General features: G+C 70.8%; 29 protein-coding genes and 1 tRNA gene. 1 reads left to right on the top strand and 29 read right to left on the bottom strand.

The window, feature by feature from the left end:
- Positions 1–39 precede the first annotated feature (39 nt).
- From atpE to AB0398_RS03140, 18 genes are all read right to left on the bottom strand, one after another.
- Positions 40–306: an ATP synthase F0 subunit C gene (gene atpE / locus AB0398_RS03225; RefSeq protein WP_366371947.1), complete on the bottom strand. Its 267-nt coding sequence runs from the start codon at positions 304–306 to the stop codon at positions 40–42.
- 90 nt (positions 307–396) lie between these two features.
- On the bottom strand, positions 397–1,206 hold the full coding sequence (gene atpB, locus AB0398_RS03220; RefSeq protein ID WP_125661766.1) for a F0F1 ATP synthase subunit A: 810 nt from the start codon (positions 1,204–1,206) through the stop codon (positions 397–399).
- A 222-nt stretch (positions 1,207–1,428) separates the two neighbouring features.
- Complete coding sequence (locus AB0398_RS03215) at positions 1,429–1,842, bottom strand: hypothetical protein (protein ID WP_366371945.1); 414 nt, start codon at positions 1,840–1,842, stop codon at positions 1,429–1,431.
- Between the two features lie 262 nt (positions 1,843–2,104).
- A complete protein-coding gene (locus tag AB0398_RS03210) occupies positions 2,105–3,430 on the bottom strand; it encodes an MraY family glycosyltransferase (protein WP_366371944.1) in 1,326 nt (441 codons plus the stop codon).
- Positions 3,431–3,538: 108 nt separating this feature from the next.
- Positions 3,539–4,786, bottom strand: a complete 1,248-nt coding sequence (gene glyA, locus AB0398_RS03205) for a serine hydroxymethyltransferase (RefSeq protein ID WP_366371942.1) — start codon at positions 4,784–4,786, stop codon at positions 3,539–3,541.
- A 71-nt stretch (positions 4,787–4,857) separates the two neighbouring features.
- Positions 4,858–5,505 carry a protein-tyrosine-phosphatase gene (locus AB0398_RS03200; protein WP_366371941.1) on the bottom strand — a complete coding sequence of 216 codons (648 nt, stop codon included), beginning with the start codon at positions 5,503–5,505 and terminating at the stop codon, positions 4,858–4,860.
- A complete protein-coding gene (locus AB0398_RS03195; protein WP_053648610.1) occupies positions 5,502–6,149 on the bottom strand; it encodes an L-threonylcarbamoyladenylate synthase in 648 nt (215 codons plus the stop codon). The genes AB0398_RS03200 and AB0398_RS03195 overlap by 4 nt, the downstream gene beginning before the upstream one ends.
- Before the next feature lie 58 nt (positions 6,150–6,207).
- Positions 6,208–7,089 carry a peptide chain release factor N(5)-glutamine methyltransferase gene (gene prmC / locus AB0398_RS03190; protein WP_366371939.1) on the bottom strand — a complete coding sequence of 294 codons (882 nt, stop codon included), beginning with the start codon at positions 7,087–7,089 and terminating at the stop codon, positions 6,208–6,210.
- Positions 7,090–7,137: 48 nt separating this feature from the next.
- Positions 7,138–8,214, bottom strand: coding sequence for a peptide chain release factor 1 (gene prfA / locus AB0398_RS03185; protein ID WP_366371937.1), 1,077 nt, complete (start codon positions 8,212–8,214; stop codon positions 7,138–7,140).
- A 96-nt stretch (positions 8,215–8,310) separates the two neighbouring features.
- The gene (gene rpmE / locus AB0398_RS03180) at positions 8,311–8,535 is read right to left on the bottom strand and encodes a 50S ribosomal protein L31 (protein WP_030218896.1); all 225 of its coding nucleotides are present in this window, start codon (positions 8,533–8,535) and stop codon (positions 8,311–8,313) included.
- Positions 8,536–8,670: 135 nt separating this feature from the next.
- Positions 8,671–9,723, bottom strand: coding sequence for an LCP family protein (locus AB0398_RS03175; protein WP_366371935.1), 1,053 nt, complete (start codon positions 9,721–9,723; stop codon positions 8,671–8,673).
- Between the two features lie 198 nt (positions 9,724–9,921).
- Entirely contained in the window at positions 9,922–12,042 is a 2,121-nt protein-coding gene (rho, locus tag AB0398_RS03170) for a transcription termination factor Rho (protein WP_366371933.1), read from the bottom strand.
- Positions 12,043–12,422: 380 nt separating this feature from the next.
- Complete coding sequence (gene thrB / locus AB0398_RS03165) at positions 12,423–13,340, bottom strand: homoserine kinase (RefSeq protein ID WP_366371931.1); 918 nt, start codon at positions 13,338–13,340, stop codon at positions 12,423–12,425.
- Positions 13,341–13,656: 316 nt separating this feature from the next.
- Complete coding sequence (gene thrC, locus AB0398_RS03160) at positions 13,657–14,727, bottom strand: threonine synthase (protein ID WP_366371929.1); 1,071 nt, start codon at positions 14,725–14,727, stop codon at positions 13,657–13,659.
- 6 nt (positions 14,728–14,733) lie between these two features.
- Complete coding sequence (locus tag AB0398_RS03155) at positions 14,734–16,032, bottom strand: homoserine dehydrogenase (protein ID WP_366372346.1); 1,299 nt, start codon at positions 16,030–16,032, stop codon at positions 14,734–14,736.
- 146 nt (positions 16,033–16,178) lie between these two features.
- Positions 16,179–17,570, bottom strand: coding sequence for a diaminopimelate decarboxylase (gene lysA, locus AB0398_RS03150; protein ID WP_366371927.1), 1,392 nt, complete (start codon positions 17,568–17,570; stop codon positions 16,179–16,181).
- Positions 17,571–17,586: 16 nt separating this feature from the next.
- Entirely contained in the window at positions 17,587–18,546 is a 960-nt protein-coding gene (gene nrtL / locus AB0398_RS03145) for an ArgS-related anticodon-binding protein NrtL (protein ID WP_366371925.1), read from the bottom strand.
- A gap of 95 nt (positions 18,547–18,641) precedes the next feature.
- Positions 18,642–19,157 carry a response regulator gene (locus tag AB0398_RS03140; RefSeq protein WP_366372345.1) on the bottom strand — a complete coding sequence of 172 codons (516 nt, stop codon included), beginning with the start codon at positions 19,155–19,157 and terminating at the stop codon, positions 18,642–18,644.
- Between the two features lie 205 nt (positions 19,158–19,362).
- Here AB0398_RS03140 and AB0398_RS03135 point away from each other — a divergent pair.
- Positions 19,363–19,434 (top strand) — tRNA-Arg (locus AB0398_RS03135).
- Positions 19,435–19,630: 196 nt separating this feature from the next.
- Here AB0398_RS03135 and AB0398_RS03130 read toward each other — a convergent pair.
- The 11 genes from AB0398_RS03130 to AB0398_RS03080 all read right to left on the bottom strand — a co-directional run bounded on the left by AB0398_RS03130 (position 19,631) and on the right by AB0398_RS03080 (position 25,993).
- Positions 19,631–20,485, bottom strand: coding sequence for a nuclease-related domain-containing protein (locus tag AB0398_RS03130; protein ID WP_366371924.1), 855 nt, complete (start codon positions 20,483–20,485; stop codon positions 19,631–19,633).
- Positions 20,486–20,590: 105 nt separating this feature from the next.
- Complete coding sequence (locus AB0398_RS03125; protein ID WP_366371922.1) at positions 20,591–21,964, bottom strand: site-specific integrase; 1,374 nt, start codon at positions 21,962–21,964, stop codon at positions 20,591–20,593.
- Entirely contained in the window at positions 21,961–22,131 is a 171-nt protein-coding gene (locus AB0398_RS03120) for a helix-turn-helix domain-containing protein (protein ID WP_366372344.1), read from the bottom strand. The genes AB0398_RS03125 and AB0398_RS03120 overlap by 4 nt, the downstream gene beginning before the upstream one ends.
- An 11-nt stretch (positions 22,132–22,142) precedes the next feature.
- The gene (gene repSA, locus AB0398_RS03115; protein ID WP_366371920.1) at positions 22,143–23,546 is read right to left on the bottom strand and encodes a replication initiator protein RepSA; all 1,404 of its coding nucleotides are present in this window, start codon (positions 23,544–23,546) and stop codon (positions 22,143–22,145) included.
- Positions 23,543–23,740, bottom strand: a complete 198-nt coding sequence (locus tag AB0398_RS03110) for a hypothetical protein (RefSeq protein WP_366371918.1) — start codon at positions 23,738–23,740, stop codon at positions 23,543–23,545. The genes repSA and AB0398_RS03110 overlap by 4 nt, the downstream gene beginning before the upstream one ends.
- Positions 23,737–23,922, bottom strand: a complete 186-nt coding sequence (locus tag AB0398_RS03105; protein WP_366371916.1) for a hypothetical protein — start codon at positions 23,920–23,922, stop codon at positions 23,737–23,739. Before AB0398_RS03105 ends, AB0398_RS03110 begins: the two co-directional genes overlap by 4 nt.
- Before the next feature lie 94 nt (positions 23,923–24,016).
- Entirely contained in the window at positions 24,017–24,565 is a 549-nt protein-coding gene (locus AB0398_RS03100) for a GGDEF domain-containing protein (protein ID WP_366371914.1), read from the bottom strand.
- Between the two features lie 5 nt (positions 24,566–24,570).
- Entirely contained in the window at positions 24,571–24,903 is a 333-nt protein-coding gene (locus tag AB0398_RS03095; protein WP_366371912.1) for a SpdD-like protein, read from the bottom strand.
- Between the two features lie 13 nt (positions 24,904–24,916).
- On the bottom strand, positions 24,917–25,072 hold the full coding sequence (locus AB0398_RS03090) for a hypothetical protein (RefSeq protein ID WP_109185025.1): 156 nt from the start codon (positions 25,070–25,072) through the stop codon (positions 24,917–24,919).
- A 16-nt stretch (positions 25,073–25,088) separates the two neighbouring features.
- Positions 25,089–25,277: a mobile element transfer protein gene (locus AB0398_RS03085; RefSeq protein WP_109185026.1), complete on the bottom strand. Its 189-nt coding sequence runs from the start codon at positions 25,275–25,277 to the stop codon at positions 25,089–25,091.
- Between the two features lie 20 nt (positions 25,278–25,297).
- Positions 25,298–25,993: a DUF2637 domain-containing protein gene (locus tag AB0398_RS03080; protein WP_366371910.1), complete on the bottom strand. Its 696-nt coding sequence runs from the start codon at positions 25,991–25,993 to the stop codon at positions 25,298–25,300.
- Between the last annotated feature and the right edge of the window lie 52 nt (positions 25,994–26,045).

Genomic DNA, 26,045 nt, shown 5'->3' with positions numbered 1-26,045 from the left:
AGTGCCTTCCGTAAAAAGAATCGGGCTGTCGGTCCGGGCTTACTGGTAGACGAAGCCCATGACGATGCCGATGAGGGCGAGCGCCTCACAGAAGGCGAAGCCCATGATCTGGTTGGTACGGATCAGACCGGCGGCCTCGGGCTGGCGGGCGAGGGCCTGGGTGCCGTTACCGAAGATGATGCCGACGCCGACGCCGGGGCCGATGGCCGCGAGGCCGTAGCCGATGGAGGCGACGTTGCCGACCAGGGTCGTCTTGGCGGAGTCACCGGGGGCGGCGAGGTTGATCAGTTCGAGAGCAGCGGACATGCCGTTACTTCCTTCTCTTTCAATGACCCGGTGGGGGTTGGCCACCGGACGTCTGCTGGTTTCGGGGGGAACTGCGTCCGAGGGTCGGGCTCAGTGGTGCTCGGAGAGCGCGCCCTGGACGTAGCTGCAGGCCAGGAGGACGAAGACGTACGCCTGGACGGCCTGGATGAAGAGCTCGAATGCGGTCATCACGATGACCATCACGAACGAGGCGCCGGCGTAGACGAAGCCCAGGCCGTTCATGAGGTACCAGGTGGCCAGCGAGAACATCACGATGAGCAGGTGACCGGCGAACATGTTCGCGAACAGTCGGACCGCGTGCGTGAAGGGCCGGATGAGGAGGTTCGAGAAGAACTCGAGGACGACGACCATGGGGAGGATCGCGCCGAGGGACTTGTCGTAGCCGACGATGTTCTTCCAGCCGCCCACGAAGCCGTGCTTCTTGAAGGTGAGCGAGATCCACATGACGTACACGATCAGCGCGAGACCGGCCGGGAAGGCGATCAGCGAGGTGACCGGGAACTGGGCGAGCGGAACGATCGACCAGAGGTTCATGATCCAGACGAAGAAGAACAGCGACACCATGAAGGGGACGTACTTCTCGCCGTCCTTCTTGCCGATGATCTCGTAGACGATGCCGCGGCGCACGAAGTCGTAACCGGCCTCGCCGACCATCTGCAGCTTGCCGGGGATCAGCTTGGGCTTGTTGAAGGCGGCCCAGAAGAAACCGACGACCACGATGGAGCCGAGGATGGCGAGCAGCATCGGCTTGGTGAACTCGATGCCGCCCACCGTCGCGATGGGCTCGTACATGAACGTGTGCAGGCCCGGCGCCGGGAAGCCACATCCGGTGAAGATGTGGCAATCCGGGTCGAAGGCAAGCGTCTGGTCAGCACTCACCGCGGGCTCCTTCAGCGTGGCGCATAGGTACGGCAACCTCGTTGTGTCGGCGCGGCACGCAGCCGCGGGTCGGCACTGGACTGGTCTTACGGATAAGGGGGCGGCGGTTCGGCTTCGAGCCTCGCGCTGGGACAGGCGTCTCGGATGCCCGCGCCCGCAGTGCCGCAGTTGGCACCGGACGATAGCAGGAAGCCGAACGCGGCTTTATCCCGGCCCTACCCTTCACGACTTCGGCCCCGAGTTTCCGGGGTCGATGTAAGTGATCTTGGCCTTCATGTAGGCCCGGGCCTGCGCGGCGACCCACACGATGGTGGCGGCGAGCAGCGTGAAGGCGAAGGGCTTGAAGTCGAACAGCGTGGTGTTCTTGAGCAACGCCAGGAAGATGAAGAGCACCAGGAGCTGGGCCGTGTAGAGCATCAGCCCCATCGCCTGGAACAGGTGCGGGAACGACTTCGCCGTCCGCTGGAGAACCAGTTGTCCGATCCCCATGAAGAGGAGGACCACCAGGGTGCCGACGACCGCGCCGAGCGCGCCCTTGCCACCGGCGACCACCCCGCTGACGACCGTGGCGACGACGCCGACGGCTGCGGTGGGTACAACGGTGTGCAGGAGGATGCGTGCGTCGCTGGACGGCATGGCGGTGTCTCCGCTTGATGGAGGGGGCGATGGTGTCGTCATGGACGAGCGTAAGCCCGGTCCGAGGTGGGTCTCGGGGCCAACGGACCGTCGCACTACGGTCTTTCGGCACTGTCGCCGGGTCTCGTGAACGGTATCACAAACTATTTGAATAGGTCTTTACCCATAAGGTGTGCCAGTTGTCACACATGAGGGTTACACCGCGCGTGTGTGCACGACGGCGGGGCACCTTGTCTGGTAATGCCCGCCGCCGCGGCTTTCGTCAACCTGGCGTTCCGGCCTTCCGCCGGTCGGTGAAGCGCGCGCGGTTGCCGATGGCGGTGGCGCCGTTGATGCCGGCGGGCACCGGGACGCGCTCGTCCTCGTCCGTGACGGGCTCCGGGGACGGCTCCGCGTCCGCCTCCGCGGCGGAGGCCGGCCCGCGGCGCCGGTAGCGGGGCGGCACCACGGACTCGGCCCAGCGGGGCGCACGCGGCGTGAAGCGCGGCATCAGGAGCAGCACCAGGCCGATCGCGCTGAGCGCGACGACCCCGAGGACGATCCACATCGAGGTCGAGTGGACCGAGTACGCCAGCGTCCCGAAGGCGATCAGGGCCGACCAGAAGTACATGATCAGCACCGCGCGGCTGTGCGAGTGGCCGATCTCCAGGAGCCGGTGGTGCAGGTGGCCGCGGTCGGCCGCGAACGGCGACTGGCCCTTCCAGGTGCGGCGCACGATCGCCAGGACCAGGTCCGCCATCGGGATCGCGATGATCGTCAGCGGCAGCACGAGCGGGATGAAGACCGGCAGGGCGGCGTGGGTGGCCTCACGGGTCGAGCCCTCGAAGAGCTTCAGCACGTCGGGGTCGACCTGGCCGGTGATCGAGATGGCGGAGGCCGCCAGGATCAGGCCGATCAGCATCGAGCCGGAGTCGCCCATGAAGATCCGCGCCGGGTGCATGTTGTGCGGCAGGAAGCCCAGGCACATGCCCATGAGGATGGCGGTGAAGAGCGTCGCGGGGGCGGCGGCCTCGATCGTGTAGCCGTACCAGAGGCGGTAGGCGTACAGGAAGAAGGCGGTGGCGGCGATGCAGACCATGCCGGCGGCGAGGCCGTCGAGGCCGTCGACGAAGTTCACCGCGTTGATGGTGAGGACCACCAGGGCGACCGTGAGGAGCGTGCCCTGCCCGGGGGTCAGGGAGACGACGCCGACGCCGGGGATCGGCAGCCACAGGATCGTCAGGCCCTGCGCGACCATGACGCCCGCCGAGATCATCTGCGCGCCCAGCTTGATCAGCGCGTCCAGCTCGAACTTGTCGTCCAGGACGCCGATCAGCCAGATCAGCGCGGCGCCGGAGAGCAGCGCGCGGGGCTCGTTGGACAGCTCGAAGACGCTGCCGAGGTTCTGCAGGTGGGCGGCGACGAGCAGACCCGCGCACAGCCCGAAGAACATGGCGATGCCACCGAGCCGCGGAGTCGGTTCTCGGTGTACGTCGCGGGCGCGGATCTCCGGCATCGCCCCGGTCGCGATGGCGAACTTCCGCACCGGACCGGTGAGCAGATAGGTCACCGCGGCCGTGACACAGAGCGTCAGCAGGTAATCACGCACGGGCTGCCCCACAGGAATCGCTGGCCATCTCAGCCCCACACCCTAGCCGTGCCGTCCATGTGCTGGGAGACACGCGGGGCCGCCCGGACGGTTGCACCGGGGGTCCGGTCAGTGTGCGTACGGCGGAAAACGGCCGGTCAGCGCCCGTACTTCGGCCCGTACCCAAGCCGTCTCCGCGGGGTCGTCGCGGAGCGCGGCGGTGAACAGCCCGGCGATCCTGGCCATTTCGGGGGTGCCCATGCCCTGGGTGGTGACGGCGGCCGTGCCGAGCCGGATCCCGCGCCCCTCCCCGTGCGGGAGCGCGCAGGTGTCGAGCACGATGCCGGCGGCGGCGAGCCGGGCGCGGGCGGTGCGCCCGTCGATGCCGAGGGGGGCGGGGTCGGCGGTGACGAGGTGGGTGTCGGTGCCGCCGGTGGTCGGCGCGAAGCCCTCGGCGGCGAGGGCGGCGGCGAGGACCCGGGCGTGCTCGACCACCCGGTGGGCGTACGCGGTGAACGCGGGCGCCTCGGCCTCGCCGAAGGCCACCGCCTTGGCCGCGATCGTGTGCATCTGGGCGCCGCCCTGGCTGAACGGGAACACCGCCCGGTCGATCCGTCCCGCGAGCTCCTCCCCGCACAGGACCATTCCGCCGCGCGGGCCGCGCAGCACCTTGTGGGTGGTGGCGCAGACGACGTCGGCGTACGGGACGGGGCTGGGGGCCGCTCCCCCGGCGACCAGGCCGATGGTGTGGGCCGCGTCCGCGATCAGGTAGGCGCCGGTCTCGTCGGCGATCTCGCGGAAGACCTCGTAGTCGAGGTGGCGGGGGTAGGAGATGGAGCCGCAGACGATCGCCTTGGGGCGGTGGTGGCGGGCGAGGGCGGCGACCTGCTCGTAGTCGACGAGCCCGGTCTCGGCGTCGACGCCGTACGGGACGAAGTCGAACCAGCGGCCGGAGAAGTTGGCGGGCGAACCGTGGGTGAGGTGCCCGCCGTGCTCCAGGCCCATGGCGAGGACCGTGTCACCGGGCCTGAGAAGGGCCGCGTACGCCGCCAGGACGGCCGAGGAGCCGGAGTGGGCCTGGACGTTCGCGTGGTCGGCTCCGAAGAGCGCGGTGGCCCGTTGTACGGCGATCCGCTCGACGGCGTCGGCGTACTCGCAGCCGCCGTGGTGCCGGGCGCCGGGGTAGCCCTCGGCGTACTTGTTGGCGAGCGGGGAGCCGAGGGCGGCGAGGACGGCGGGCGAGGTGAAGTTCTCCGCCGCGATCAGCTGGAGGCTGTCGGCCTGCCGCCGCTCCTCGCCGAGCAGCACGTCGGCGACCTCCGGGTCCTGCCGGCGCAGGACGTCGAGTGCGTCTTCGGGGGGCGCGGTGACCGGCATGGCTGACTCCGGGCGTGGAGGGATGTCAGCACCAATGTAGGTACGGGCCGCCGGACGCGCGCGCCGAGCACTCAGCGCCGCGCCGTCACCCCGGTCAGGGCCGTCACCACGGGGTCAAGGGCCTGGTTGATCTCGTCGCCGATCGAGCGGAAGAACGTGATGGGGGCGCCGTACGGGTCGTTGACCTCGTCCGCGTCCGGGGACGGGGCCAGGAGCCACCCGCGTAGAGCCGCGGCCGCGCGGACCAGGGCGCGGGCGCGTTCGACCATGCCCTCGTCGCGCGGGTCCGGGAGCGTGGCCGGGTCGATGGCGCGGACCAGGCGGGTGAACTCCTTCAGGGTGAAGGTGCGCAGCCCCGCCGAGTGGCCCATCGAGATGACCTGCGCCCGGTGGTCCCGGGTCGCCGTCAGGACGAGGTCCGCGCGGATGACGTGCTCGTCGAGGAGCTCGCGGCCCACGAAGCCGGTGTGGTCCGCGCCGAAGTCGGCGAGGACCAGCTCCGCGTTGGCCTCCATCGGGGCGCCCTCGTGGCCCCAGGTGCCCGCGCTCTCCACGATCAGGCCGCCGCCGAGGGGGTCCCCGAGCCGGTCGCACAGGGCGTGGCGGGTCAGCCGCTCGGTGATCGGCGAGCGGCAGACGTTGCCGGTGCTGACGTGGAGGATGCGGAAGGTGTCGCTGTCGTCGTGCCCCGCTATGCCACGCCCCTCAAGGGCGGTCAACTGGCCACCTCGAGGTCGGGTACGACCTTCCGGAGCTCCTCCGCGGAGAGCGCTCCCTGCCGCAGCAGCACCGGCACCGGGCCGGTCACGTCGACGATGGACGAGGGGACGTTGCCGGGCGTCGGGCCGCCGTCGAGGTAGACGGAGACGGAGTCGCCGAGCATGTTCTGCGCGGCGTCGCAGTCCTCCGGCGACGGGTGGCCGGTGAGGTTCGCCGAGGAGACGGCCATCGGTCCGACCTCGGTGAGCAGCTCGATCGCGACGGGGTGCAGCGGCATCCGGACGGCGACGGTGCCCCGGGTGTCGCCGAGGTCCCACTGGAGGGACGGCTGGTGCCTGGCGACCAGGGTGAGCGCGCCGGGCCAGAAGGCGTCGACGAGCTCCCAGGCCTGCTCGGAGAAGTCGGTGACCAGGCCGTGGAGGGTGTTCGGGGAGCCGATGAGCACGGGCGTGGGCATGTTGCGGCCGCGCCCCTTGGCGGCCAGCAGGTCCGCCACGGCCTCGCTGCTGAAGGCGTCCGCCCCGATCCCGTACACGGTGTCGGTGGGCAGCACGACCAGTTCGCCCCGGCGGACGGCGGACGCGGCCTCGCGCAGGCCCGTCAGTCGGTCGGTCGCCTCGTTGCAGTCGTATCGCCGTGCCATCAGTTCCCGGCCTCCTCGTACGCGTGGTTCGTCATGGCGGTGACGACGGTCGGGGCCGTCACGGTGTCGCCTTGCGGGCGGTCGCGAAGCGCGGCCGGTTGTTCAGGTCGGGGTGGTCGGCGGCGTCCGCCCAGCCGGCCTCCTCGTTGAAGATCCACGGCACCTGGCCGCCCTGGGTGTCCGCGTGCTCGATGACGACGAGGCCGCCGGGACGGAGCAGGCGGTGGGCGGTGCGCTCGATGCCGCGGATGGTGTCGAGGCCGTCCTCGCCGGAGAAGAGGGCCATCTCCGGGTCGTGGTCGCGGGCCTCGGGCGCCACGTACTCCCACTCGGTGAGCGGGATGTACGGCGGGTTGGAGATGACCAGGTCGACCTGGCCGTCGAGGTCGGGCAGGGCGGTCAGCGCGTCGCCCTGGTGGACGGTGACGCGGGAACCCTCGGCGTTCTTCCGGGTCCAGACGAGGGCGTCGTCGGAGAGCTCGACGGCGTGCACGCGCGAGCGCGGCACCTCCTGGGCCATGGCGAGGGCGATGGCCCCGGAGCCGGTGCACAGGTCGACGATGAGCGGCTCGACGACGTCCATGGCGCGCACGGCGTCTATGGCCCAGCCGACGACCGACTCGGTCTCCGGGCGCGGCACGAAGACGCCGGGCCCCACCTGGAGCTCCAGGTAGCGGAAGAACGCCCGCCCGGTGATGTGCTGGAGGGGTTCGCGGGCCTCGCGGCGGGCGACCGTCTCCCAGTAGCGGGCGTCGAAGTCCGCGTCCTTGACGTTGTGCAGCTCCCCCCGCTTGACGCCGTGCACGAACGCGGCGAGCTCCTCGGCGTCGAAGCGCGGGGAGGGGACGCCGGCGTCGGCCAGCCGCCGGGTGGCCTGGGCCACCTCGGCGAGCAGCAGACTGCGGGGGCCTGGGGGTCGCCCCCCAGAAAGTGACTGCACGCTGGTCCTCCGTGGTGCGGGGTGGGGCTCGGTGGTGGCCGGACGGCCTTACGCCGCGGCGAGCTTCGCCGCCGAGTCGGCGTCGACGCACGCCTGGATCATCGTGTCGAGGTCGCCGTCGAGCACCTGGTCCAGGTTGTACGCCTTGAAGCCGACGCGGTGGTCCGAGATGCGGTTCTCCGGGAAGTTGTACGTCCGGATCTTCTCGGAGCGGTCGACGGTGCGGACCTGGCTGCGGCGGGCGTCGGCGGCCTCGGCCTCGGCCTTCTCCTGGGCGGCGGCGAGGAGCCGGGAGCGCAGGATGCGCATGGCCTGCTCCTTGTTCTGGAGCTGGCTCTTCTCGTTCTGGCAGGAGGCGACGATGCCGGTCGGCAGGTGGGTGATGCGGACGGCGGAGTCGGTGGTGTTGACCGACTGGCCGCCGGGGCCGGACGAGCGGTAGACGTCGATGCGCAGGTCGTTGGCGTGGACCTCGACCTCGACCTCCTCGGCCTCGGGCGTGACGAGCACGCCGGCGGCGGAGGTGTGGATGCGGCCGGCGGACTCGGTGGCGGGCACGCGCTGGACGCGGTGCACCCCGCCCTCGTACTTGAGCCGCGCCCAGACGCCCTGGCCGGGCTCGGTGGCGCCGTTGCCGCCCTTGGTCTTCACGGCGACCTGGACGTCCTTGTAGCCGCCGAGCTCGGACTCGGTGGCGTCGATGATCTCGGTCTTCCAGCCGACGCGCTCGGCGTACCGGAGGTACATGCGGAGCAGGTCGCCGGCGAAGAGCGCGGACTCGTCGCCGCCGGCGCCGGCCTTGATCTCCAGGATGACGTCCTTGTCGTCGCTGGGGTCGCGCGGGACGAGGAGCAGGCGGAGCCGTTCGGTCAGCTCCTCCCGGTCCTTCTCCAGCTGCTTGACCTCGGCGGCGAAGTCGGGGTCGTCGTGCGCCAGCTCGCGGGCGGTCTCGATGTCGTCACCGGTCTGCTTCCAGGAGCGGTAGGTGCCGACGATCGGGGTCAGCTCGGCGTAGCGCTTGTTCAGCTTGCGCGCGTTCGCCTGGTCGGCGTGGACCGAGGGGTCCGCCAGCTTCTTCTCGAGGTCGGCGTGCTCGCCGACCAGTTCCTCGACCGCCTCGAACATGCGGGGGCTCCTGGTTTTCGTCAGTTGCTACGGGGACGCCAAAGCGCCGGTCCCGGCCACCCGCGCGGGGCGACCGTGGACCGGCGCAGGGGCTCGCTACTTGTTGGCGGAGCCGGCGGCCTTGCCGAAGCGGGCCTCGAAGCGGGCGACGCGGCCGCCGGTGTCGAGGATCTTCTGCTTGCCCGTGTAGAACGGGTGGCACTCGGAGCAGACCTCGGCACGGATGGTGCCGTCGGTGAGGGTGCTGCGGGTGGTGAACGACGCGCCACAGGTGCAGCTGACCTGGGTCTCGACGTACTCGGGGTGGATCTCGCGCTTCAAGGTGTCTCCTATGTTCCGGGAGGGCACCGGGTCGCTGCTGCGGGTTGCGGCATGCGTGAACCGGGGCCGACGTACCAGTCTGCCAGGACCGGCCGCATCTCCCCAAACCGGGGTCGGGCCGGAGGTATTCCCGGCCTACCTCACGACGCCCCCGGCCGCCCCGGCGGCGGTGTCCTTCGTGACGGAGGCGGGGATGGGCAGATCGTCCTTGAGCGCCTTCCAGACCTGCGCGGACTGCTGCTCCAGGGGCACGACCCGGTTGGGGTCGATCCGGTCGTACACGACGGGCAGGGTGACCATCTGGACGTTCTGGGCGTCGATGCCGGAGAGGCCCCGGGCGAAGCCGGTCAGCTCCTGGACGGAGTCGAGTTCGGAGTCGGGGGTGATGGCCCTGGTGGCGGCGTCGGCGAGGCCGAGGAGCTTCGTCGGGTCGGTGAGGACGCCGAGGTCCTTGACCTGTGTGACGAGGGCCTTGACGAAGGCCTGCTGGAGCTGGATGCGGCCGAGGTCGCTGCCGTCGCCGACGCCCTTGCGGGTGCGGACGAGGCCGAGGGACTGCTCGCCGTTCAGGGTGTGGGGGCCCGGGGCGAGGTCGAGGTGGCTGTCGTCGTCCTCGATGCGCTCGGTGGTGGTGATCTCGACGCCGCCGAGCTCGTCGATGATCTCCTTGAAGCCGGTGAAGTCGACCTCGACGTAGTGGTCCATGCGGATGCCGGACATCGACTCGACGGTCTTCACGGCGCAGGCCGGGCCGCCGACCTCGTACGCCGTGTTGAACATGGCACGGCGCCGGCCGGGGACGCTGGCGCCCCGGGCGTCGGTGCAGTCCGGCCTCGTTATCAGGGTGTCGCGGGGTATGGAGACGACGCTCGCCCTCTTGTGGCCCTCGTGGACGTGGACGACCATCGCGGTGTCGGAGCGGGCGCCGCCCTCGTCCCTGCCGTAGGCGTCGTTGTCGCCGGAGCGCGAGTCGGAGCCGAGGACGAGGATGTCCATGGAGCCGTCGTCGACGTCGACGGGGCGCTGGGGACCGAGCTGGGCGTTGATGTCGACGCCCTGGATGTTGTGGTCGAGCTTCTTGTAGTAGGCGTAGCCGAAGCCGGCGCCGCCGAGGACGAGGACCACGAGGGCCCCCGTGATGAGGATCGGCACCTTGCGGCGTCGGCCGCTGTTCGTCTGCTCGGTCATCGCCCGTCCTTCGGCCCTGGATTCACCTTCTGTGACGGAGAGACACCCCAAAGGGTTGCACGCGGATCGGCGGCGTTTCGGACGGGAAAACGCCGCGCCCACCGTGCGGACACGGTGGGCGCGGCGTTCGGCGCAGTTCACGACGGGGGCGCGGGCCGGGCCCGGCCCCGTCGTGTGACGTGGATCTCGTGGACCGCGTCAGTCGTTGTTGCTCGCTCCGGGGGTGGTCTTCTGGATCTGGAGGAGGAACTCGCCGTTCGACTTCGTCTGCTTCATCTTGTCGAGCAGCAGCTCGATCGCCTGCTGCTGGTCGAGCGCGTGCAGCACGCGGCGCAGCTTCCAGGTGATCGCGAGCTCGTCGCTGCCGAGGAGGATCTCCTCCTTGCGCGTGCCCGAGGCGTCGACGTCGACGGCCGGGAAGATGCGCTTGTCGGCGAGCTTCCGGTCGAGCTTGAGCTCCATGTTGCCGGTGCCCTTGAACTCCTCGAAGATCACCTCGTCCATGCGTGAACCCGTGTCCACCAGAGCAGTCGCGAGGATGGTCAAAGAGCCGCCGTCCTCGATGTTGCGCGCGGCACCGAAGAAGCGCTTCGGCGGGTAGAGCGCGGTCGAGTCGACACCACCGGACAGGATGCGGCCGGAGGCCGGGGCGGCGAGGTTGTACGCGCGGCCCAGGCGGGTGATCGAGTCGAGCAGGACGACCACGTCGTGACCCAGCTCCACGAGGCGCTTGGCGCGCTCGATGGCCAGCTCGGCGACGGTGGTGTGGTCCTCGGCCGGACGGTCGAAGGTCGAGGAGATGACCTCGCCCTTGACCGACCGCTGCATGTCGGTGACTTCTTCCGGACGCTCGTCGACCAGGACGACCATCAGGTGGCACTCGGGGTTGTTGACCGTGATCGCGTTGGCGATGGCCTGCATGATCATGGTCTTGCCGGTCTTCGGCGGGGCCACGATCAGACCGCGCTGGCCCTTGCCGATCGGTGCGACGAGATCGATGATCCGCGTGGTCAGCACGCCCGGGTCGGTCTCCAGGCGGAGCCGGTCCTGCGGGTAGAGCGGGGTCAGCTTGTTGAACTCCGGGCGGCCGCGGCCGGAGTCGGCGGCCATGCCGTTCGCGGAGTCCAGGCGGACGAGCGCGTTGAACTTCTCGCGGCGCTCGCCCTCCTTCGGCTGGCGCACGGCACCGGTGACGTGGTCGCCCTTGCGCAGGCCGTTCTTGCGGACCTGGGCGAGGGAGACGTACACGTCGTTCGGGCCGGGCAGGTAGCCGGAGGTCCGGATGAACGCGTAGTTGTCGAGGATGTCGAGGATGCCCGCGACGGGGATCAGGACGTCGTCGTCGGCGACCTGCGGCTCGCCGGCCTGGAAGTCGTCGCGGCCACGGCGCCCGCGGCGGTCGCGGTAGCGGCCGCGACGGCCCCGGCGGCCGCCCTCGTCGTCGTAGTCGTCCTGCGGACCGGCCTGCTGGCCGCCCTGCTGACCCTGGCCGCCGCCCTGGCCCTGGCCCTGGCGCTCCTGACGGTCCTTGCGCTGGCCGCCCTGGCCGCCCTGGCCGCCGCCCTGCTGGTCGTCGCCCTTGCGGTCGCGCTGGCGGTCCCGGCGGTCGCGGCGGTCACCGCGCTCGCCGCGGTCCCGGCGGCCGCGGCCCTCGGCGCCGTCGACGGCGCCGTCGGTCCGGGTGTCGGTCTGCGCCTCGGCCTTGACCTCGCGGGTCTCGGTACGGGCTTCCGCGCGGGCCTCGGTCCTGACCGCCTGGGCGGTCTCGGCCGCGCCGTCCGGCGAACCGGCGGGGGCGGTGGCGCGACGGCGGCGGCGCTCGCCGGCCGGCTGCTCGTCGCCCTGCTCCGACGGGGTCTTGGGCGAGGGCTGGCCCGGGATGTCGATCTGCTGCTGGCCGACGGCCTTCTCGGCCTTCTCCGCCTTGGGGGCGGGGGCCTCGGCGGCGGGCTCCGCGGCGGTCTCGCCCGTACGGGCCTTGGAGGTGGCGCGGCGCTTCGGCTTGGTCTCGGCGGCGGTGTCGGCGGCCTTGGCCGGGGCGGCGGAGCCCCCGCCGGCCTGCGCCTCCTTGATGACCTCGATCAGCTGGCTCTTGCGCATCCGCGCGGTGCCCCTGATGCCGAGGCCGGACGCGACCTGCTGCAGCTCGGCCAGGACCATGCCCTCGAGGCCGGTGCCGGAGCGGCGGCGCCGTGCGGTGCCGCCGGTGGCAGCACCTGCGGCGGGCGCGGCGTTGTCGACACTGCTGTCGGCAGTCACGCCCATCAGATCGGTGGTGTCGCTCACGAAGGGTCCTTCCCTGGAGCGGACGTCGGCCATCTGGCTCGGCGACCGGTTGTGCTGTCCGGCAGGGTCCTGGTGTGTGGACCGAGTCCGGGGCGGTGGTCCCGCCGGGTGCGGCGGAAGAGAGGAAACGTGCTGTGGGTCCGGCCCGAGGCCCCCTGCTCGGCCCTCACGAGAGAAGAGCGAGGGGTGTCGTGCCGGTTCCGGAGCGTGCTCGAAACTGCTCAGGCGGGCTGCTCAGGCAGTTGGGGAGGCTCCCGGAAGAATGGGTGGTCCCTGAGGGGACACTCCGCACCGCTCCACAAAGAGGTCGGGTGCAGACTTGAGGTTAACACTACCGGCTCCAACAAACATTCCCCCTCTCACTCACCGGCAATCCGCCGACCGGGGCGCTGCCCGGCGCCCCGGCCCGTCACCTAGGGCGCCAGCGGCAGGACGCTCGCGCCGGACGCGTCGAGGTCGAGCCGGTTCGCGGCCCATCCCCCGCCCGCGAGCAGGGCGACCTTGTCGGCGGTCCCCCGCTCGGCGAGGGCGAGGACCGTGGGGCCCGCGCCGGAGATGACCGCGGGGACGCCGTCCGCCCGCAGCCGGTTGACCAGGGCGACGCTCTCGGGCATCGCGGGAGCGCGGTACTCCTGGTGCAGCCGGTCCTCGGTGGCCGCGAGCAGCAGCTCGGGGCGGCGGGTCAGGGCCTCGACGAGGAGGGCGGCGCGGCCGGCGTTGGCGGCGGCGTCCACGTGCGGGACGGTGCGCGGCAGGAGTCCGCGGGCGGTCTCGGTCAGTACGGGCTTCCCGGGGACGAAAACCACCGGAACGATGGAATCGGAGGGGTCCATCCTGATGGCCCGCGCGGCGCCGGACTCGGTCCAGGCGAGCGTGAATCCGCCGAGGAGACAGGCGGCGACGTTGTCGGGGTGGCCCTCGATCTCGGTGGCCAGCTCCAGGAGGGCGGCCTCGTCGAGCTTCGCGTCGCCGCCTATGGTCACGGCGCGGGCGGCGACGATGCCGGCGCAGATGGCGGCGGAGGAGGAACCGAGGCCGCGGCCGTGCGGGATGCGGTTGGCGCAGACGACCTCAAGACCGCGCGGCTGCCCGCCGAGCAGGTCGAAGGCCGTGCGCAGGGAGCGTACGAGCAGGTGGCTCTCGTCGCGCGGGAGCGTCTCGGCGCCCTCACCGGCGATGTCGACGTGCAGCCCGGAGTCGGCGACTCGGACGACCACGTCGTCGTAGAGCCCCAGCGACAGGCCGAAGGCGTCGAAGCCCGGGCCGAGGTTGGCGCTGGTGGCGGGGACGCGCACCCGTACGGCGGCGGCGCGGAACGCTGGACCGGCCATCGCTCGTTGATTCTCCTTGGATTGCGACAACGGGTATTTCAACGGGTATTTCAAGAGAAGTACACCGGGACCCGGCAGGCCGTTTCGGCCACGGGGGCGACAACGGCAACGACACCGCGCATATGCGTCGGGGCGGGTCGGTACAGCCTATCGAAGGAAGGTTCTGCGGCGACATAGGGCGCACAGGAGGCGCACGATGCGTGTCGCGGGCCGCCCTGTGCCCCTCTGTGGGTTCCTGATCGGGTTTCGCCGGGCGGCACTTCCCGTACGGGGGACGGCCCGGAGCGGGACGCGTCCCCCGTACGGGGGAACGGGATCAGGCCAGACCGAGGCGCTCGGCGGCGGCCACGGCGTCGACCGGTACGGTGACGGGCTGCGGCGCGCCGGCGACGGCCCAGTCGGGGTCCTTGAGGCCGTTGCCGGTGACGGTGCAGACGATCCGCTGGCCGGGGTCGACCTTGCCCTGCTCGGCGGCCTTCAGCAGACCGGCGACCGAGGCGGCCGAGGCGGGCTCGACGAAGACGCCCTCCTGCGCGGCCAACAGGCGGTAGGCGCGCAGGATCTCACGGTCCGTCACCTCGTCGATGAAGCCGCCCGACTCGTCGCGCGCGGCGATCGCGTAGTCCCACGAGGCCGGGTTGCCGATGCGGATCGCGGTGGCGATCGTCGACGGGTCCTTGACGACCTCGCCGCGCACGAGCGGGGCGGAACCGGAGGCCTGGAAGCCCCACATGCGCGGACGGCGGGTGGCCAGGCCGTCCTCCGCGTACTCGCGATATCCCTTCCAGTACGCGGTGATGTTGCCCGCGTTGCCGACTGGCAGGACGTGGATGTCGGGGGCGTCGCCCAGCATGTCCACGATCTCGAACGCGGCGGTCTTCTGGCCCTCGATGCGGACCGGGTTGACCGAATTGACCAGTGCCACCGGGTAGTTGTCGGAGAGGCGGCGGGCCAGGGTGAGGCAGTCGTCGAAGTTGCCGTCGACCTGGAGGATCTTCGCGCCGTGCACGAGGGCCTGGCCCATCTTGCCGAGCGCGATCTTGCCCTGGGGCACGAGCACGGCGGACACCATGCCGGCGCGCACCGCGTAGGCGGCGGCGGAGGCCGAGGTGTTGCCGGTGGAGGCGCAGATGACGGCCTGCGCGCCCTCCTCCTTGGCCCGGGTGATGGCCATGGTCATGCCCCGGTCCTTGAAGGAGCCGGTGGGGTTGGCGCCCTCGACCTTGAGGTGCACCTCGCAGCCCGTGCGCTCGGAGAGGACCTGAGCCGGAACGAGCGGCGTACCGCCCTCACGGAGCGTGACGACCGGCGTCGCGTCCGTGACCGGAAGGCGGTCCCGGTACTCCTCGATGATGCCGCGCCACTGATGGGTGCCCTTGCTGGTCATGGGTCCTTACTCCCCTTCAACACGCATGATGCTGGCGACACCGCGCACGGTGTCGAGCTTGCGCAGCGCCTCGACGGTCCCGGAGAGGGCGGCGTCGGGCGCGCGGTGGGTGACGACGACGAGGGAGGCCTCGCCGTCTCCGTCCTGTCGACCGTGCTGGCGCACGGTGTCGATCGACACGCCGTGCTCGGCGAAGACCGTCGCGACCTGGGCGAGGACGCCCGGCTTGTCGGCCACGTCGAGGCTGATGTGGTACCGCGTGACGACCTCGCCCATGGAGCTGACGGGCAGCTGGGTGTACGCGGACTCCCCGGGGCCGTTGGCCCCGTCGAGCTTGTTGCGGCACACGGCGACGAGGTCGCCGAGCACGGCCGAGGCGGTCGGCGAGCCGCCGGCGCCGGGGCCGTAGAACATGAGCCGCCCGGCGGCCTCCGCCTCGACGAAGACCGCGTTGTACGCCTCGCGGACGGAGGCCAGCGGGTGGCTGAGCGGGATCATCGCGGGGTGCACGCGCGCGGTGACGGACCCGCCGTCGGCGGCCCGCTCGCAGATGGCGAGCAGCTTGATGGTGCAGCCCATCTGCTTGGCGGAGGCGAAGTCGGCGGCGGTGACCTCGGTCATGCCCTCGCGGTAGACGTCGTCGAGGCGCACGCGCGTGTGGAAGGCGATCCCGGCGAGGATGGCGGCCTTGGCGGCGGCGTCGAAGCCCTCGACGTCGGCGGTCGGGTCGGCCTCGGCGTACCCGAGGGCGGTGGCCTCGTCGAGCGCCTCGGAGTAGCCCGCGCCGGAGGTGTCCATCTTGTCGAGGATGAAGTTCGTCGTGCCGTTGACGATGCCCATCACCCGGTTGATCTTGTCGCCGGCGAGGGACTCGCGCAGCGGCCGGATCAGCGGGATGGCGCCGGCGACGGCGGCCTCGTAGTACAGGTCCTGTCCGTGCCGCGCGGCGGCCTCGTAGAGGGTCGCGCCGTCCTGGGCGAGCAGCGCCTTGTTGGCGGAGACGACGGAGGCGCCGTGCTCGAAGGCGGCGGTGATGAGGGTGCGGGCCGGCTCGACGCCGCCGATGACCTCGACGACCACGTCGATGTCCCCCCGTTTGACCAGGGCGGTGGCGTCGGTGGTGACCAGTTCCGGGGCGATGCCCTCGCGGACCTTGTCGGGCCGGCGGACGGCCACGCCGGCGAGCTCGACCGGGGCGCCGATGCGCGCGGCGAGGTCGTCGGCGTGCGTCGTCATGATGCGCGCCACCTCTGAGCCGACCACTCCACAGCCCAGCAGCGCCACCTTCAGCGGACGCGTACGCATCATCCGACCTCGTTTCTCGTACTACTTCGTATTTCTACGTTCGTATCTCTACGGTCCTACGGTGTGGACCAGTCTCACTCACCGGACGGGGGTTTCCGCCCTTTGTCCGAATCGTGAGACATGGATTCCATCACCCGACTATTTCATCACCCGACGTCGAGACGCAGGAGATCTTCCTCCGTCTCGCGGCGGACGATGACGCGCGCCTCGCCGTCGCGGACGGCGACGACGGGCGGGCGGAGCGCGTGGTTGTAGTTGCTGGCCATCGAGCGGCAGTACGCGCCGGTGGCCGGCACGGCGAGGAGGTCGCCGGGCGCCAGGTCGGAGGGCAGGAAGGCGTCCCGTACGACGATGTCGCCGCTCTCGCAGTGCTTGCCGACGACGCGGGAGAGCATCGGCTCGGCGTCGCTGGTCCGCGAGACGAGGGCGACGCTGTACTCGGCGTCGTACAGGGCGGTGCGGATGTTGTCCGACATGCCGCCGTCGACGCTCACGTACGTCCGCAGCCCGTCGAGCGGCTTGATCGTGCCGACCCGGTAGAGGGTGAAGGCGGTGGGCCCGACGATGGCCCGCCCGGGCTCGACGGAGATGCGGGGCGTCCGCAGCCCGGCGGCCTCGCACTCCCTGCTCACGATCTCGTTGAGCGCCTTGGCGATCTCGTGCGGCTCGCGCGGGTCGTCCTCGGAGGTGTACGCGATGCCGAGGCCGCCGCCGAGGTCGATCTCGGGCAGCTCGACGCCGTGCTCGTCGCGCACCTCGGTGAGGAGCTGGACGACGCGGCGGGCGGAGACCTCGAAGCCGGCCATGTCGAAGATCTGCGAGCCGATGTGCGAGTGGATGCCGACGAGTTCGAGCCCGTCGAGCTTGAGCGCCCGGCGCACGGCCTCGGCGGCCTGCCCGCCGGCGAGCGCGATGCCGAACTTCTGGTCCTCGTGGGCGGTGGCGATGAACTCGTGCGTGTGGGCCTCGACGCCGACGGTCACCCGGATCTGCACGCGCTGGCGCTTGCCGAGGGACTGGGCGATGTGGGCGACGCGGACGATCTCCTGGAAGGAGTCGAGCACGATCCGCCCGACGCCGGCGCCCACCGCCTTCTCGATCTCCTCCTCGCTCTTGTTGTTGCCGTGGAAGGCGATGCGCTCGGCGGGCATGCCGGCGGAGAGGGCGGTGGTGAGCTCGCCGCCGGAACACACGTCGAGGTTCAGCCCCTCTTCCGCGAGCCACCGCACGACGGCCCGGGAGAGGAAGGCCTTCCCGGCGTAGAAGACGTCGGCGTCCGGACCGAAGGCCTCGGCCCAGGCGCGGCAGCGGGCGCGGAAGTCGGCCTCGTCGAGGAAGTAGGCGGGGGTGCCGAACTCCTCGGCGAGGGCGTTCACGTCGATCCCCCCGACGGTGGCGGCCCCGTGCTCGTCCCTCCCGACGGTCCGGGACCACACCTTGGGGTCGAGGGCGTTGAGGTCGGCGGGCGGGGCGGAGTAGTGGCCCTCGGGGAGGACGTCGGCGTGGCGGGGCCCTGCGGGGTGGGCGGAACGGCTCATGTCTGCGTCTGCTCTTTCAGATCCGATCGGGTGCGCTGATGCCGAGCGCGGAGAGGCCACCGGCGAGCACCGTCCCGGCGGCTTCGGCGAGCGCGAGCCGGGAACGGTGGGCGGCCGAGGGTTTCTCGTCGCCGAGCGGCAGCACGGTGTGCTGGAACGCGAGCAAGGCGTCGGCGACGGCTTCGAGGTGCCGGGCGACCCGGTCGGGGGCGCGGTGGCGGGCGGCGGCCAGGAGCGCGGAGGGGTGGTCGCGGAGGAGGCCGAGGAGTTCAGCGCCGCCGCAGTCCCCCGGTTCGGGGGAGAACCCGAGCTGCCGGGCGTTGACGAGCAGCCGGCGGGTGCGGGAGTACGCGTATTGAACGCGGAAGAGGGGGTTGCGCTCGTGCGGGACGAGGAGGGGGGCGGGGTCGAGGGCCCGGTCGTGGGGGGCGGCCCGGAGAAAGGCCCAGCGCGTGATGTCGTCCCCGTACGCGCCCGGCTCGCCGGGCCGCACGTGGATCCGCTCGCCGTCGTGCGCCCCGACCTCGACGTCGGCCCCCTGGGAGCGCAGCAGCCGGGCGAGGGTCTCGACCACGACGACGGCGCGGGGACCGTCGCCCCCGGCGAGACGGACGGTGGTCCCGGCGAGGGCGGCACCGTGCCCGTACGAGGTCCCGGCAGCCAGGATCCCCCGTACGAGATCGGCGTCGGCGTCCCCGCGCAGGGTGAAGTTCAGGAATCCGGGCCCGGTGACCTCGACGGACCGCAGCCCCGGAACGTCCCGGAGCCGCTCTTCGAGGATCCCGGCGACGTCGAGGGCGCTGCGCCCGGCGGGCCGGGCGAGGGCGAGGGCGATGCTGCTGGCGTACTCCCCCACTCCCCCGGGCCGGGCCCGCTCGACCTTGACGCGCGGAGGAACGTCGACCCGCAGAGCACCGTCGTCGACCGCACGGCGCACGGCGCGCAGCACGGTGAGGGAGAGATCCGCGGGGGTCACGGGACAAGCCTAGGGGAGGAGGGGGGGCCTGACGCGAACCGGTTTCGCCATGCGGGCAGCGGGGAAAGGACGGCCCCCTCGGCCCACGGAGGAAATCAGTCGGGGAGGGAGTCGCCGCGGCCCTCGACGGCGCCGTCGAGGAGACCGTCGCGGAGGCGGTCGGGGAGCCCGTCGCGTTCGACCCCGAGGCCGTCCGGGAGCACGTCCCGGAGTCCTTCCTGGGGGGCGTCGGCCAGGGCCGGTTCCTCTCCGCCGTCCTGACCGGCCGCGTCGGGACGCTCCCGCCGCTCGCGGTGCATCAGCTGCCGCACGACACGGACGAGCTCGGTGGGCTCGAAGGGCTTGGAGAGAAAGGCGTCGACCCCGGAGGCGGCTTCGCCGGCGGCATCGCCGCAGGCGCTGATGATGGCCACCGGAAGATGCCGGGTCCGCGGATCGGCCCGCAGCCGCTCGGCCGTCCTGATCCCGTCGAGACGGGGCATGACGACATCGAGGGTGACGACATCGGGCCGAACCCGATGCACGACATCCAGACACTCGGCACCATCGGCCGCGGTCACGACCTCGAACCCCTCGAGTTCGAGATTGACCCTGATCAACTGCCGGATCACCTTGTTGTCGTCGACAACGAGCACCCGGCCGGACGCGCCTGACACACGAACGAGAGTAGGACGCCCCCGACGACCGCGTCCGGCTTTTACCCACTTCTGACCCGTGCGGGGGACACGCCCCTCCGTGACACCCCGGAAATACCTGTTCACAGGCACTCCCCCGAAGCTGGTAGGGTTCTACCCGTCGCCGCCGAACGCGGCGGACGCCCCCGTAGCTCAGGGGATAGAGCAACGGCCTCCGGAGCCGTGTGCGCAGGTTCGAATCCTGCCGGGGGCACTTCGCAGAAGTGCCACACAGACCCCGTGATCAGCGGAAACGCTGGGCGCGGGGTCTTGTTGTATGTGCAGGCGTGTGCCGCCCTGAGCCGCCGTATGTCGAGGTCCGTGGACGAGGCGTGGACGGGATCTTGGGTCATCGCCGCAGGTGAGGTCCGGGAGGGGACAGCATCGGCGGGCCCGCTGAAGGGCACGGATCACGCCTGGCTCCATGCCTGACGATGGCGAGCCACGCTGTACACCTGCTCGACCTGCTCAGCCGTCAGTGCCCCTGAGAGCGGCGCCAGAGCCGCTACTTGGCGCTCCTGGTACACCCGGACATCGAGCTGCGTGGCCACCACCTTGAGATCCGTGACGCCAACGAAGACGAGGACTGGCTCGACCGGTACGGGAAAGCCGCAGTAGTGCTCAAGCACCCTGACTACGCGCTTGGCCTCAGCCCGGCTCTTGCGGACATAAGGCGCCGGCTTTCCGTGATTGACCTTCACGGCATCGTCGCCGACCCACACGGTCTTGTTGTGGTGGTGCTTCGTATTGATGCTGAACACCCCTCCAGGCCCGATCAGTAAGTGATCGACGTCCACGCGGTTGGCCAAGGGGATGGCATGTAGAACTCGCCATCCGTGACGCGCCAAGCGGTTCAGCTCGGCTCCCACCCGCTTCTCCCCCGCCAGTCCCTTCCGCCACGAGTCCCACTCTGTGGGGCGCCGCAAGAGCTGTGAGACGACTCGCTCAATGAACCCCGGGCCGGATCTGTCGAGCAGGTCACGGATAGCTTCTCCGGGACGGTTCGTGGACAGGGCGTCGGCCGGCTTCAGAGGCGGCAGCGTCGGGCGATCGTCGGCCGCGGATGCTTCCTGCGATGACACCGACTCGCGGACGTCCTGTAAGTGGTGCGTCAGCACGGCGATCACGTCGTCGCGATACTCAGCGGCCAGGACGGTGATGTCCCCCGTCCTTACGTCCGCCCAACCGACCGCGGTGCCATCAGGCAGATTCGCGTACAGGCGATCATGTCCGTACCGCTTCCAGCGCGTGACCTTCAGCTCCATGAGCCCCCCTCGTCCGCTTCCAGCCCGAAGCATCGCAGCGGAAAGGGCTCGAAACGAGAGAGGCCCCGGACAAGATGCCCGGAGCCTCAAGGGGGTGCAGGGTGCTCACTCGTATTCGCGCAGGAGGTCCTCGATACGCCGGTTGGCGACGTCCTGTCGCCCGTCGAGACACTTCGCGTAGCGGGTCAGCAGGACCTCCACGCTGTTGCCGGCGCGCTCGGCCACCTCGGTCGGGTCGACACCGGCATTGAGCCAGGTCGACAGCGCTGAATGCCGAAGGTCGTACGGCCGACTTGCGAGCGGCGAGGCGGCGACGGCCGGCGGAAGCGCGAGGAGCCGGGCTTCCTGCCAGACGCGGTAGTAGGTCGAGGAGGGAACTACCGAGCCCTTCTCGCTGAAGAACAGGCGCCCGTCGTCGGCTGTGCCGAAAGTGCCCAGATGATCACGGAGAACGGCAACCAGATGAGGCGGGATGGGCACACGTCGAACGTCCTCGGTCGGTCGGTTCTTCAGTCCGCGGTTGTCGTGGGTCTCCCCCGAATCCGTCCATTGCTTGCCGACTGACGGCCGGGTCCGATGCAGGAGTGCCGAGCCCCAGCCCTGCTCGGGAAGGACGAGGTCCGTCTCGACCAGGCCCACGGCTTCTGCCGGGCGAAGACCGCCGAAGTACATCGCGGCGAAGAGGCCGACCAGCCGACGCCCGCGAGCCCGCCGGTACCCACCAACGTAGGAAACGGCCGTCAGGAGATTGCGAGCCTGCTCGGGGTTGGCGACGACGCGGGGATCGACCTGGTTGGACACCTTCGGCTTCTGCCAGCGGACAGCCGTGATCGGGTTCTCTCGCAGCTCCCCCAGGTCCACGGCGTAGTTCGCCGCATTCACGAGGGTCCGCCGCTTACGCCGCACGGTTTCCGCAGCAGCTGCGGTCCCGTCGAGCTTGATTTTCAAGGCATCCAGCACCGCACGAGCCGTAGCAGGCTCAGCAAGATCAGCGAGCGGCCGGGACGCCTTGGACACCCAGTGAAGGACATTCATCACCTCGTCCGGCACTTCTCGCTCGGCAGGTCCCGGAAGCACGAAAGCCCAGTTACGCAGCGCTCTACGGATCAACTCATCTGCTGGCCGTCCAGGGCGGTCACCAAGGAGCTCCACAGTGACGCTGGTAAGCGACTCATTTATGCCGTCTCGTGTATTGGGGGCGGCATGAGGCCACTTCATCGCCAGGTACCTGAGGGCGAATTCGTACCACGACACGGCGGACTTCTTCTGCTCCATCGAGGCAGGGAGGCCGGACTCCGTATCGAACTCTTCACCGTCCCGCATCGCCCGCATGAGCTTCGTGCGATAGTGATCTGCGAGCGCCTTGGTACGGAACGACTCGGACGAGACGTTGCCCGCCACAGACCAGCGGACCCCGTACGAGGGCGTCTTGGTGTCCCGCTTACGGACGCTCCAGACCTTCACATCAAGCGACTTCACGCGGCCCTCTCCAGTCCACGGAGCCAGGTGTCGAAGTCACTCCGCCACACTCGAAGCTCGCCGTTGGGGAGCTTGAACGCGGCCGGCGCATGCCCCAACTCCCGCCAGCGGTAGAAGGTGCGTCGCGAGACCCCGCCCAGGACAGCGAGGATCTGCGGCACGGTCATCAGTTCGTCCTTCACAGCAGTTCATCCCCCTGGGCTTCGAGTTCGGCGCGAAGTTCGCGGGCATGTTCGCGGTTGTGTTGGATGTCGCGGCGGATGTTGGCGGCGAGCCAGGATTCGCCGGGGGTGTGGCCGTGTCCGGCGTAGGTCCAGTGGGCGATGGTGAGGACGGTGGCTTCGGGGTGTTCGTCGGGGTCGGGGAGGCCGAGGGCGGTGCGTTGCTGTTGGGCGCGGTAGTCGGCGCGGACCTGGCGGAGGGCGCTGAGGGTGGTGGAGTAGCTGCGGGATTTGGTGGAGAAGTGGCCGCGGAAGCCGAGCATGTGGGCCCAGTCGCGTAAGCGGCGGTCGGGGTAGGCGGCGTGGAGGTCGAGGCAGGCCTCCATCAGGCGCCGGGGGTGGTCGGGGATGTCGAGGAGGATGAGGGCTTCTTTGTTGCCGACGGGGTGGTCGGTGGTGCCGGTGGTTTCGGCGGCTTTGGTGGCGTACTTGGCGACGTAGGCGGCGACGGCCTGTTCGGTGAGGTCTTCGCCCTGGCCGAAGGCTTTGATGGGCTGGATGTCGAGCTGGGTGCCCCAGGTGAGGGCGAGGTCCTGGCCGACGCCGTGCGCGGGGGCGGCGGGGATGACGACGCGGACGCGGGTGGCGGCGGCGCGGATGGCGTCGGTGAGCAGGTCGAGGGTGGCCCAGGCCGGGGGCGGGGTGTCCGGTCCGTCGGGGCCGTCGAAGCGGATGACGGCGTGGAAGTGGACGGCGCCGCGTTTCTGGTACTCGGCGACCTTGCCGAAGGAGACGCGGGACTGTTCGCGGGCGGCTTTCTGCGTGAGGCCGGCGCGGGCGGCGATCTCGCGTCGCAGGTAGATGGTGAAGTAGCGCCACAGGTCGGAGGCGTGGTTGTTCCACAGCACCGCCCCCGCGTAGTCGTACGTGGCCGGGTCGAGCGGGGTGCCCAGCTCGGGTGCGTCCTCGGGGTGGCGGGTGCCGCAGCGGCAGGGCCGGGTGCCGGGCCGGTTGTGCACGGGGCCGAAGGACGGGGCGGTCAGGGTCGCGAAGACCCGGGGGTGGTCCCGGATCGTCTCCGGGGTGCCCTTGTCGGGGGCGCCGGTGAGTCCGGCGCGGATCAGGTGGTAGGTGTCCCCGGCGTAGGTCCAGGCACAGGCCGGGCAGCGGGACGCCCGCCGGTTGCCACAAGCCACCCGCAGCACACCACCAGGCTCGGCATCGGTGGTGTAGGCGTGCAGGACGGTCTTGGTGGCGGGGTCGAGGAGCTTGGTACCGCCGGTCAGGCGGATGGGGCTGGTGCAGCCTCCGGTACGGCGGAGTTGTTCGGTGAGACGGTCGAAGCCGGGAGACCCGGCCACCCGGAGCAGATCGCTCAGGGTGGCCGGGTCCAGGCCCGCCGCGAGGGCGGTGTCAGTCACCAGCGCCGCCCCTTCTTCGGGGTGCTGGCGGAGGCGGCGACGGGGCCCGTGAGGTCCTTGGAGGGTCGGCCCCATGAGCCCTTGCGGGGCTGCTTGTCCTCGGGGCGACGGGCGTCGTGTTCGTTGTGCGCGGCGGTCAGCTGTCCGACCGGGTCCCAGTCGTCGAGGGGGGTACGACGGAAGGGGATCCTCATGCCGACACCTCCACCGAGGAAACGGGGGACGTGACGCGGGTGCCGGTGCCCTTGCAGGCCGGGCAGGTGGCGGCCAGGGTGCGGCGCTGTCCGTCGGGGGTGAGCGTGCCGGTGGTGATGTGGACGACGGGGAAGCCGTCGCAGTGGGAGCAGACGCGCGGGGGCAGGCTGGTCTGGGACATGATGGGTTTTCCCTTTCGGGTCCGGTGGATCTGGAGGGTGTTGAAGGCGCCCGGGGCGGCGGTTCTTTGGCGAGAGAGCCGTCCCGGGGGCCGCTCAGTGTGTGTTGCGCCTGCCATGCCCCTTGGCCGCGTACATCGCCTTGTCGGCGGCGGACAGGGCGTCGGTGAGGGTGGGGACCGGCAGGTGTCCGGGGTAGGCGCAGCCGACCGAGGCGGAGACCGGCAGGACGTGCCCGTGGTGGGTGACCGGACTGTCCAGCGCGGACCAGAGGGCGAGAAGGCCGGCGGTGCGGTCGGGGTGAGCGACGATGGCGGCGAACTCATCCCCGCCGAGCCGGGCCGCGACCCCGGACCGTCCGCACCAGTCGTCCAGCCGCTGCGCAGTGGTGGTGAGGACGGTGTCTCCGGCGGCGTGGCCGTGGGTGTCGTTGACGGCCTTGAAGTCGTCCAGGTCGACCAGGAGCACCAGGGCGCCGGGGTGTTTGGCGATGAGTCGTTCGGCGCGGGCGGTCCATCCGGCCCGGGTGTGCAGGCCGGTCAGCGGGTCGCGGCGGGCGGTGGCCAGACGGCGCGTAAGCAGACCACCGTGCAGGGCCCAGCCCAGGGCCGGTAAGCCCGCGGCCGCCATGGTGTAGCTGTCCATCGGGGTCACCGGCCCTTCTGCATGTCGCGGACCAGGAGGCGCAGCACGACCGCGATCAGTGCGACGGAGACGCCGGTGATGGCGACCGCGAGGAGCATCGAGACCAGGACCGTGCCGACGACCAGGATCACCGCGCCGCCGCCGGCCGCGAGGGCGAGCGCGCTGCCGGGGGTGAGCTGCACCGTCGTGCGAGCCGGAACGACCGGCATCGAGGCCGGGGCCGGGGTCGAGGCGGGAGAGGTCGGTTCGACGCTGGCGGCCGGGGTGGGGGTCGGGTGGTTGAGGGGGATGGGTTTGCCGGTCGGGAGCGGGTTGACCGGGATGCGGGGCTGGAGCATGAGGCGGGTCTCCCTACTTGATGGTGGTGTCGATGACGGGGGCGAGGAGGCTGTCGGCCAGGAGGTAGCCGCCGAGGAGGAGGACGGCGACGAGCCACCAGGGCGGGCGGATGAGCTTGATGCCGAGTCCGCCGACGACGAGCAGGGCGAGCCAGAGCGGGACGTTCATGGCGCGGGTCTCCTTTTCAGCGGGGGTTGCAGCGGTGGGTGCGGGCGGCGAGTTCGGCGGCGGCGCGGGTGTTGTAGTCGGCGGAGAAGTCGCAGCGCGGGGCGGTGCACACAGCGGTGTGCTTGGTGCGGCCCCGGCCGTCGCGGTGGGTGCCGACCTGGACCGGGCCGATGCGGGTGACGTCGTAGAAGCGGTTCGGACGCACAGGTCTTGCCTCCTTTCTGGTCAGGCGAGCTGGAGGGCGATGGAGTCCGCGAGAGCGGCCGGGAGGCCATGGCGAGTGCGGAGGGTTTCCGCGTCGATCGGCTCACCGGTCTGAGCCCGGTGAGCGTCCGCGATCTTCTGCGCGTGAGCCAGCAGCGCGGGCGGCACCGGGACGGCGGGTGCCGAGCGGACAGGCTCCGGCGGGACTTCGACGGCGACGGGTTCGGCCGGCGGGAGCTCCGGTGCCGGGTGCGGAGCAGGTTCCGGAGCGCGTTCCACGACCAGCTCGGTCATGGGTTCTTCCGCCGCGGCGGGTTCGGGCTCCGGGACGGGAGCGGGTTCGGGTTCTGGTTCGGGGTGGGGTGCGTGGGCGAGGAGGGTGCCGCCGAGGAAGGCCAGGGCGGGCCATCCGGCGACGAGGATGCGCAGCCACGGCGGGACGTCGTTCATGTCGAGAAGTCCGGCGGTGGCGACGTTGGCGCCGAGGGACGCGATCAGGGCGATGGCGAACCACAGCCAGGCGTCACGGTTGCCGCCGTCCTTGCGCATCCGGCGCCACGCGGCGACCAGCAGCAGGTCGACGGAGACCGGATAGGCCCAGGCCTTCCATCCGTCCTGACCGGCCGCCGCCGCCAGGTCGTGCAGGTGGGCGAAGGACAGGGCCCCGGCGATGACGGCCTGGACCAGCACGGCGTCGAAGCGGAGGGTGCGGAACATCAGGGGTTCACCTCCTTTCGGGCATGGGTCGGGTAGGGACCTGGCGTGAGAC

The sequence above is a fragment of the Streptomyces sp. NPDC086147 genome, from assembly GCF_040702165.1.
GTDB lineage: Bacteria > Actinomycetota > Actinomycetes > Streptomycetales > Streptomycetaceae > Streptomyces.
This window is presented reverse-complemented; position numbering and strand designations above follow the sequence as displayed.

What these genes read in the sequence shown, in the direction of transcription:
- atpE (WP_366371947.1), bottom strand. Translation starts at nt 306, where the DNA reads ATGTCCGCTGCTCTCGAACTGATCAACCTCGCCGCCCCCGGTGACTCC.
- AB0398_RS03215 (WP_366371945.1), bottom strand. Translation starts at nt 1,842, where the DNA reads ATGCCGTCCAGCGACGCACGCATCCTCCTGCACACCGTTGTACCCACC.
- glyA (WP_366371942.1), bottom strand. Translation starts at nt 4,786, where the DNA reads ATGCCGGTCACCGCGCCCCCCGAAGACGCACTCGACGTCCTGCGCCGG.
- AB0398_RS03195 (WP_053648610.1), bottom strand. Translation starts at nt 6,149, where the DNA reads ATGGCACGGCGATACGACTGCAACGAGGCGACCGACCGACTGACGGGC.
- prfA (WP_366371937.1), bottom strand. Translation starts at nt 8,214, where the DNA reads ATGTTCGAGGCGGTCGAGGAACTGGTCGGCGAGCACGCCGACCTCGAG.
- AB0398_RS03175 (WP_366371935.1), bottom strand. Translation starts at nt 9,723, where the DNA reads ATGACCGAGCAGACGAACAGCGGCCGACGCCGCAAGGTGCCGATCCTC.
- rho (WP_366371933.1), bottom strand. Translation starts at nt 12,042, where the DNA reads ATGGCCGACGTCCGCTCCAGGGAAGGACCCTTCGTGAGCGACACCACC.
- thrB (WP_366371931.1), bottom strand. Translation starts at nt 13,340, where the DNA reads ATGGCCGGTCCAGCGTTCCGCGCCGCCGCCGTACGGGTGCGCGTCCCC.
- thrC (WP_366371929.1), bottom strand. Translation starts at nt 14,727, where the DNA reads ATGACCAGCAAGGGCACCCATCAGTGGCGCGGCATCATCGAGGAGTAC.
- AB0398_RS03155 (WP_366372346.1), bottom strand. Translation starts at nt 16,032, where the DNA reads ATGCGTACGCGTCCGCTGAAGGTGGCGCTGCTGGGCTGTGGAGTGGTC.
- lysA (WP_366371927.1), bottom strand. Translation starts at nt 17,570, where the DNA reads ATGAGCCGTTCCGCCCACCCCGCAGGGCCCCGCCACGCCGACGTCCTC.
- AB0398_RS03130 (WP_366371924.1), bottom strand. Translation starts at nt 20,485, where the DNA reads ATGGAGCTGAAGGTCACGCGCTGGAAGCGGTACGGACATGATCGCCTG.
- AB0398_RS03120 (WP_366372344.1), bottom strand. Translation starts at nt 22,131, where the DNA reads ATGACCGTGCCGCAGATCCTCGCTGTCCTGGGCGGGGTCTCGCGACGC.
- AB0398_RS03110 (WP_366371918.1), bottom strand. Translation starts at nt 23,740, where the DNA reads ATGAGGATCCCCTTCCGTCGTACCCCCCTCGACGACTGGGACCCGGTC.
- AB0398_RS03105 (WP_366371916.1), bottom strand. Translation starts at nt 23,922, where the DNA reads ATGTCCCAGACCAGCCTGCCCCCGCGCGTCTGCTCCCACTGCGACGGC.
- AB0398_RS03100 (WP_366371914.1), bottom strand. Translation starts at nt 24,565, where the DNA reads ATGGACAGCTACACCATGGCGGCCGCGGGCTTACCGGCCCTGGGCTGG.
- AB0398_RS03095 (WP_366371912.1), bottom strand. Translation starts at nt 24,903, where the DNA reads ATGCTCCAGCCCCGCATCCCGGTCAACCCGCTCCCGACCGGCAAACCC.
- AB0398_RS03090 (WP_109185025.1), bottom strand. Translation starts at nt 25,072, where the DNA reads ATGAACGTCCCGCTCTGGCTCGCCCTGCTCGTCGTCGGCGGACTCGGC.
- AB0398_RS03080 (WP_366371910.1), bottom strand. Translation starts at nt 25,993, where the DNA reads ATGTTCCGCACCCTCCGCTTCGACGCCGTGCTGGTCCAGGCCGTCATC.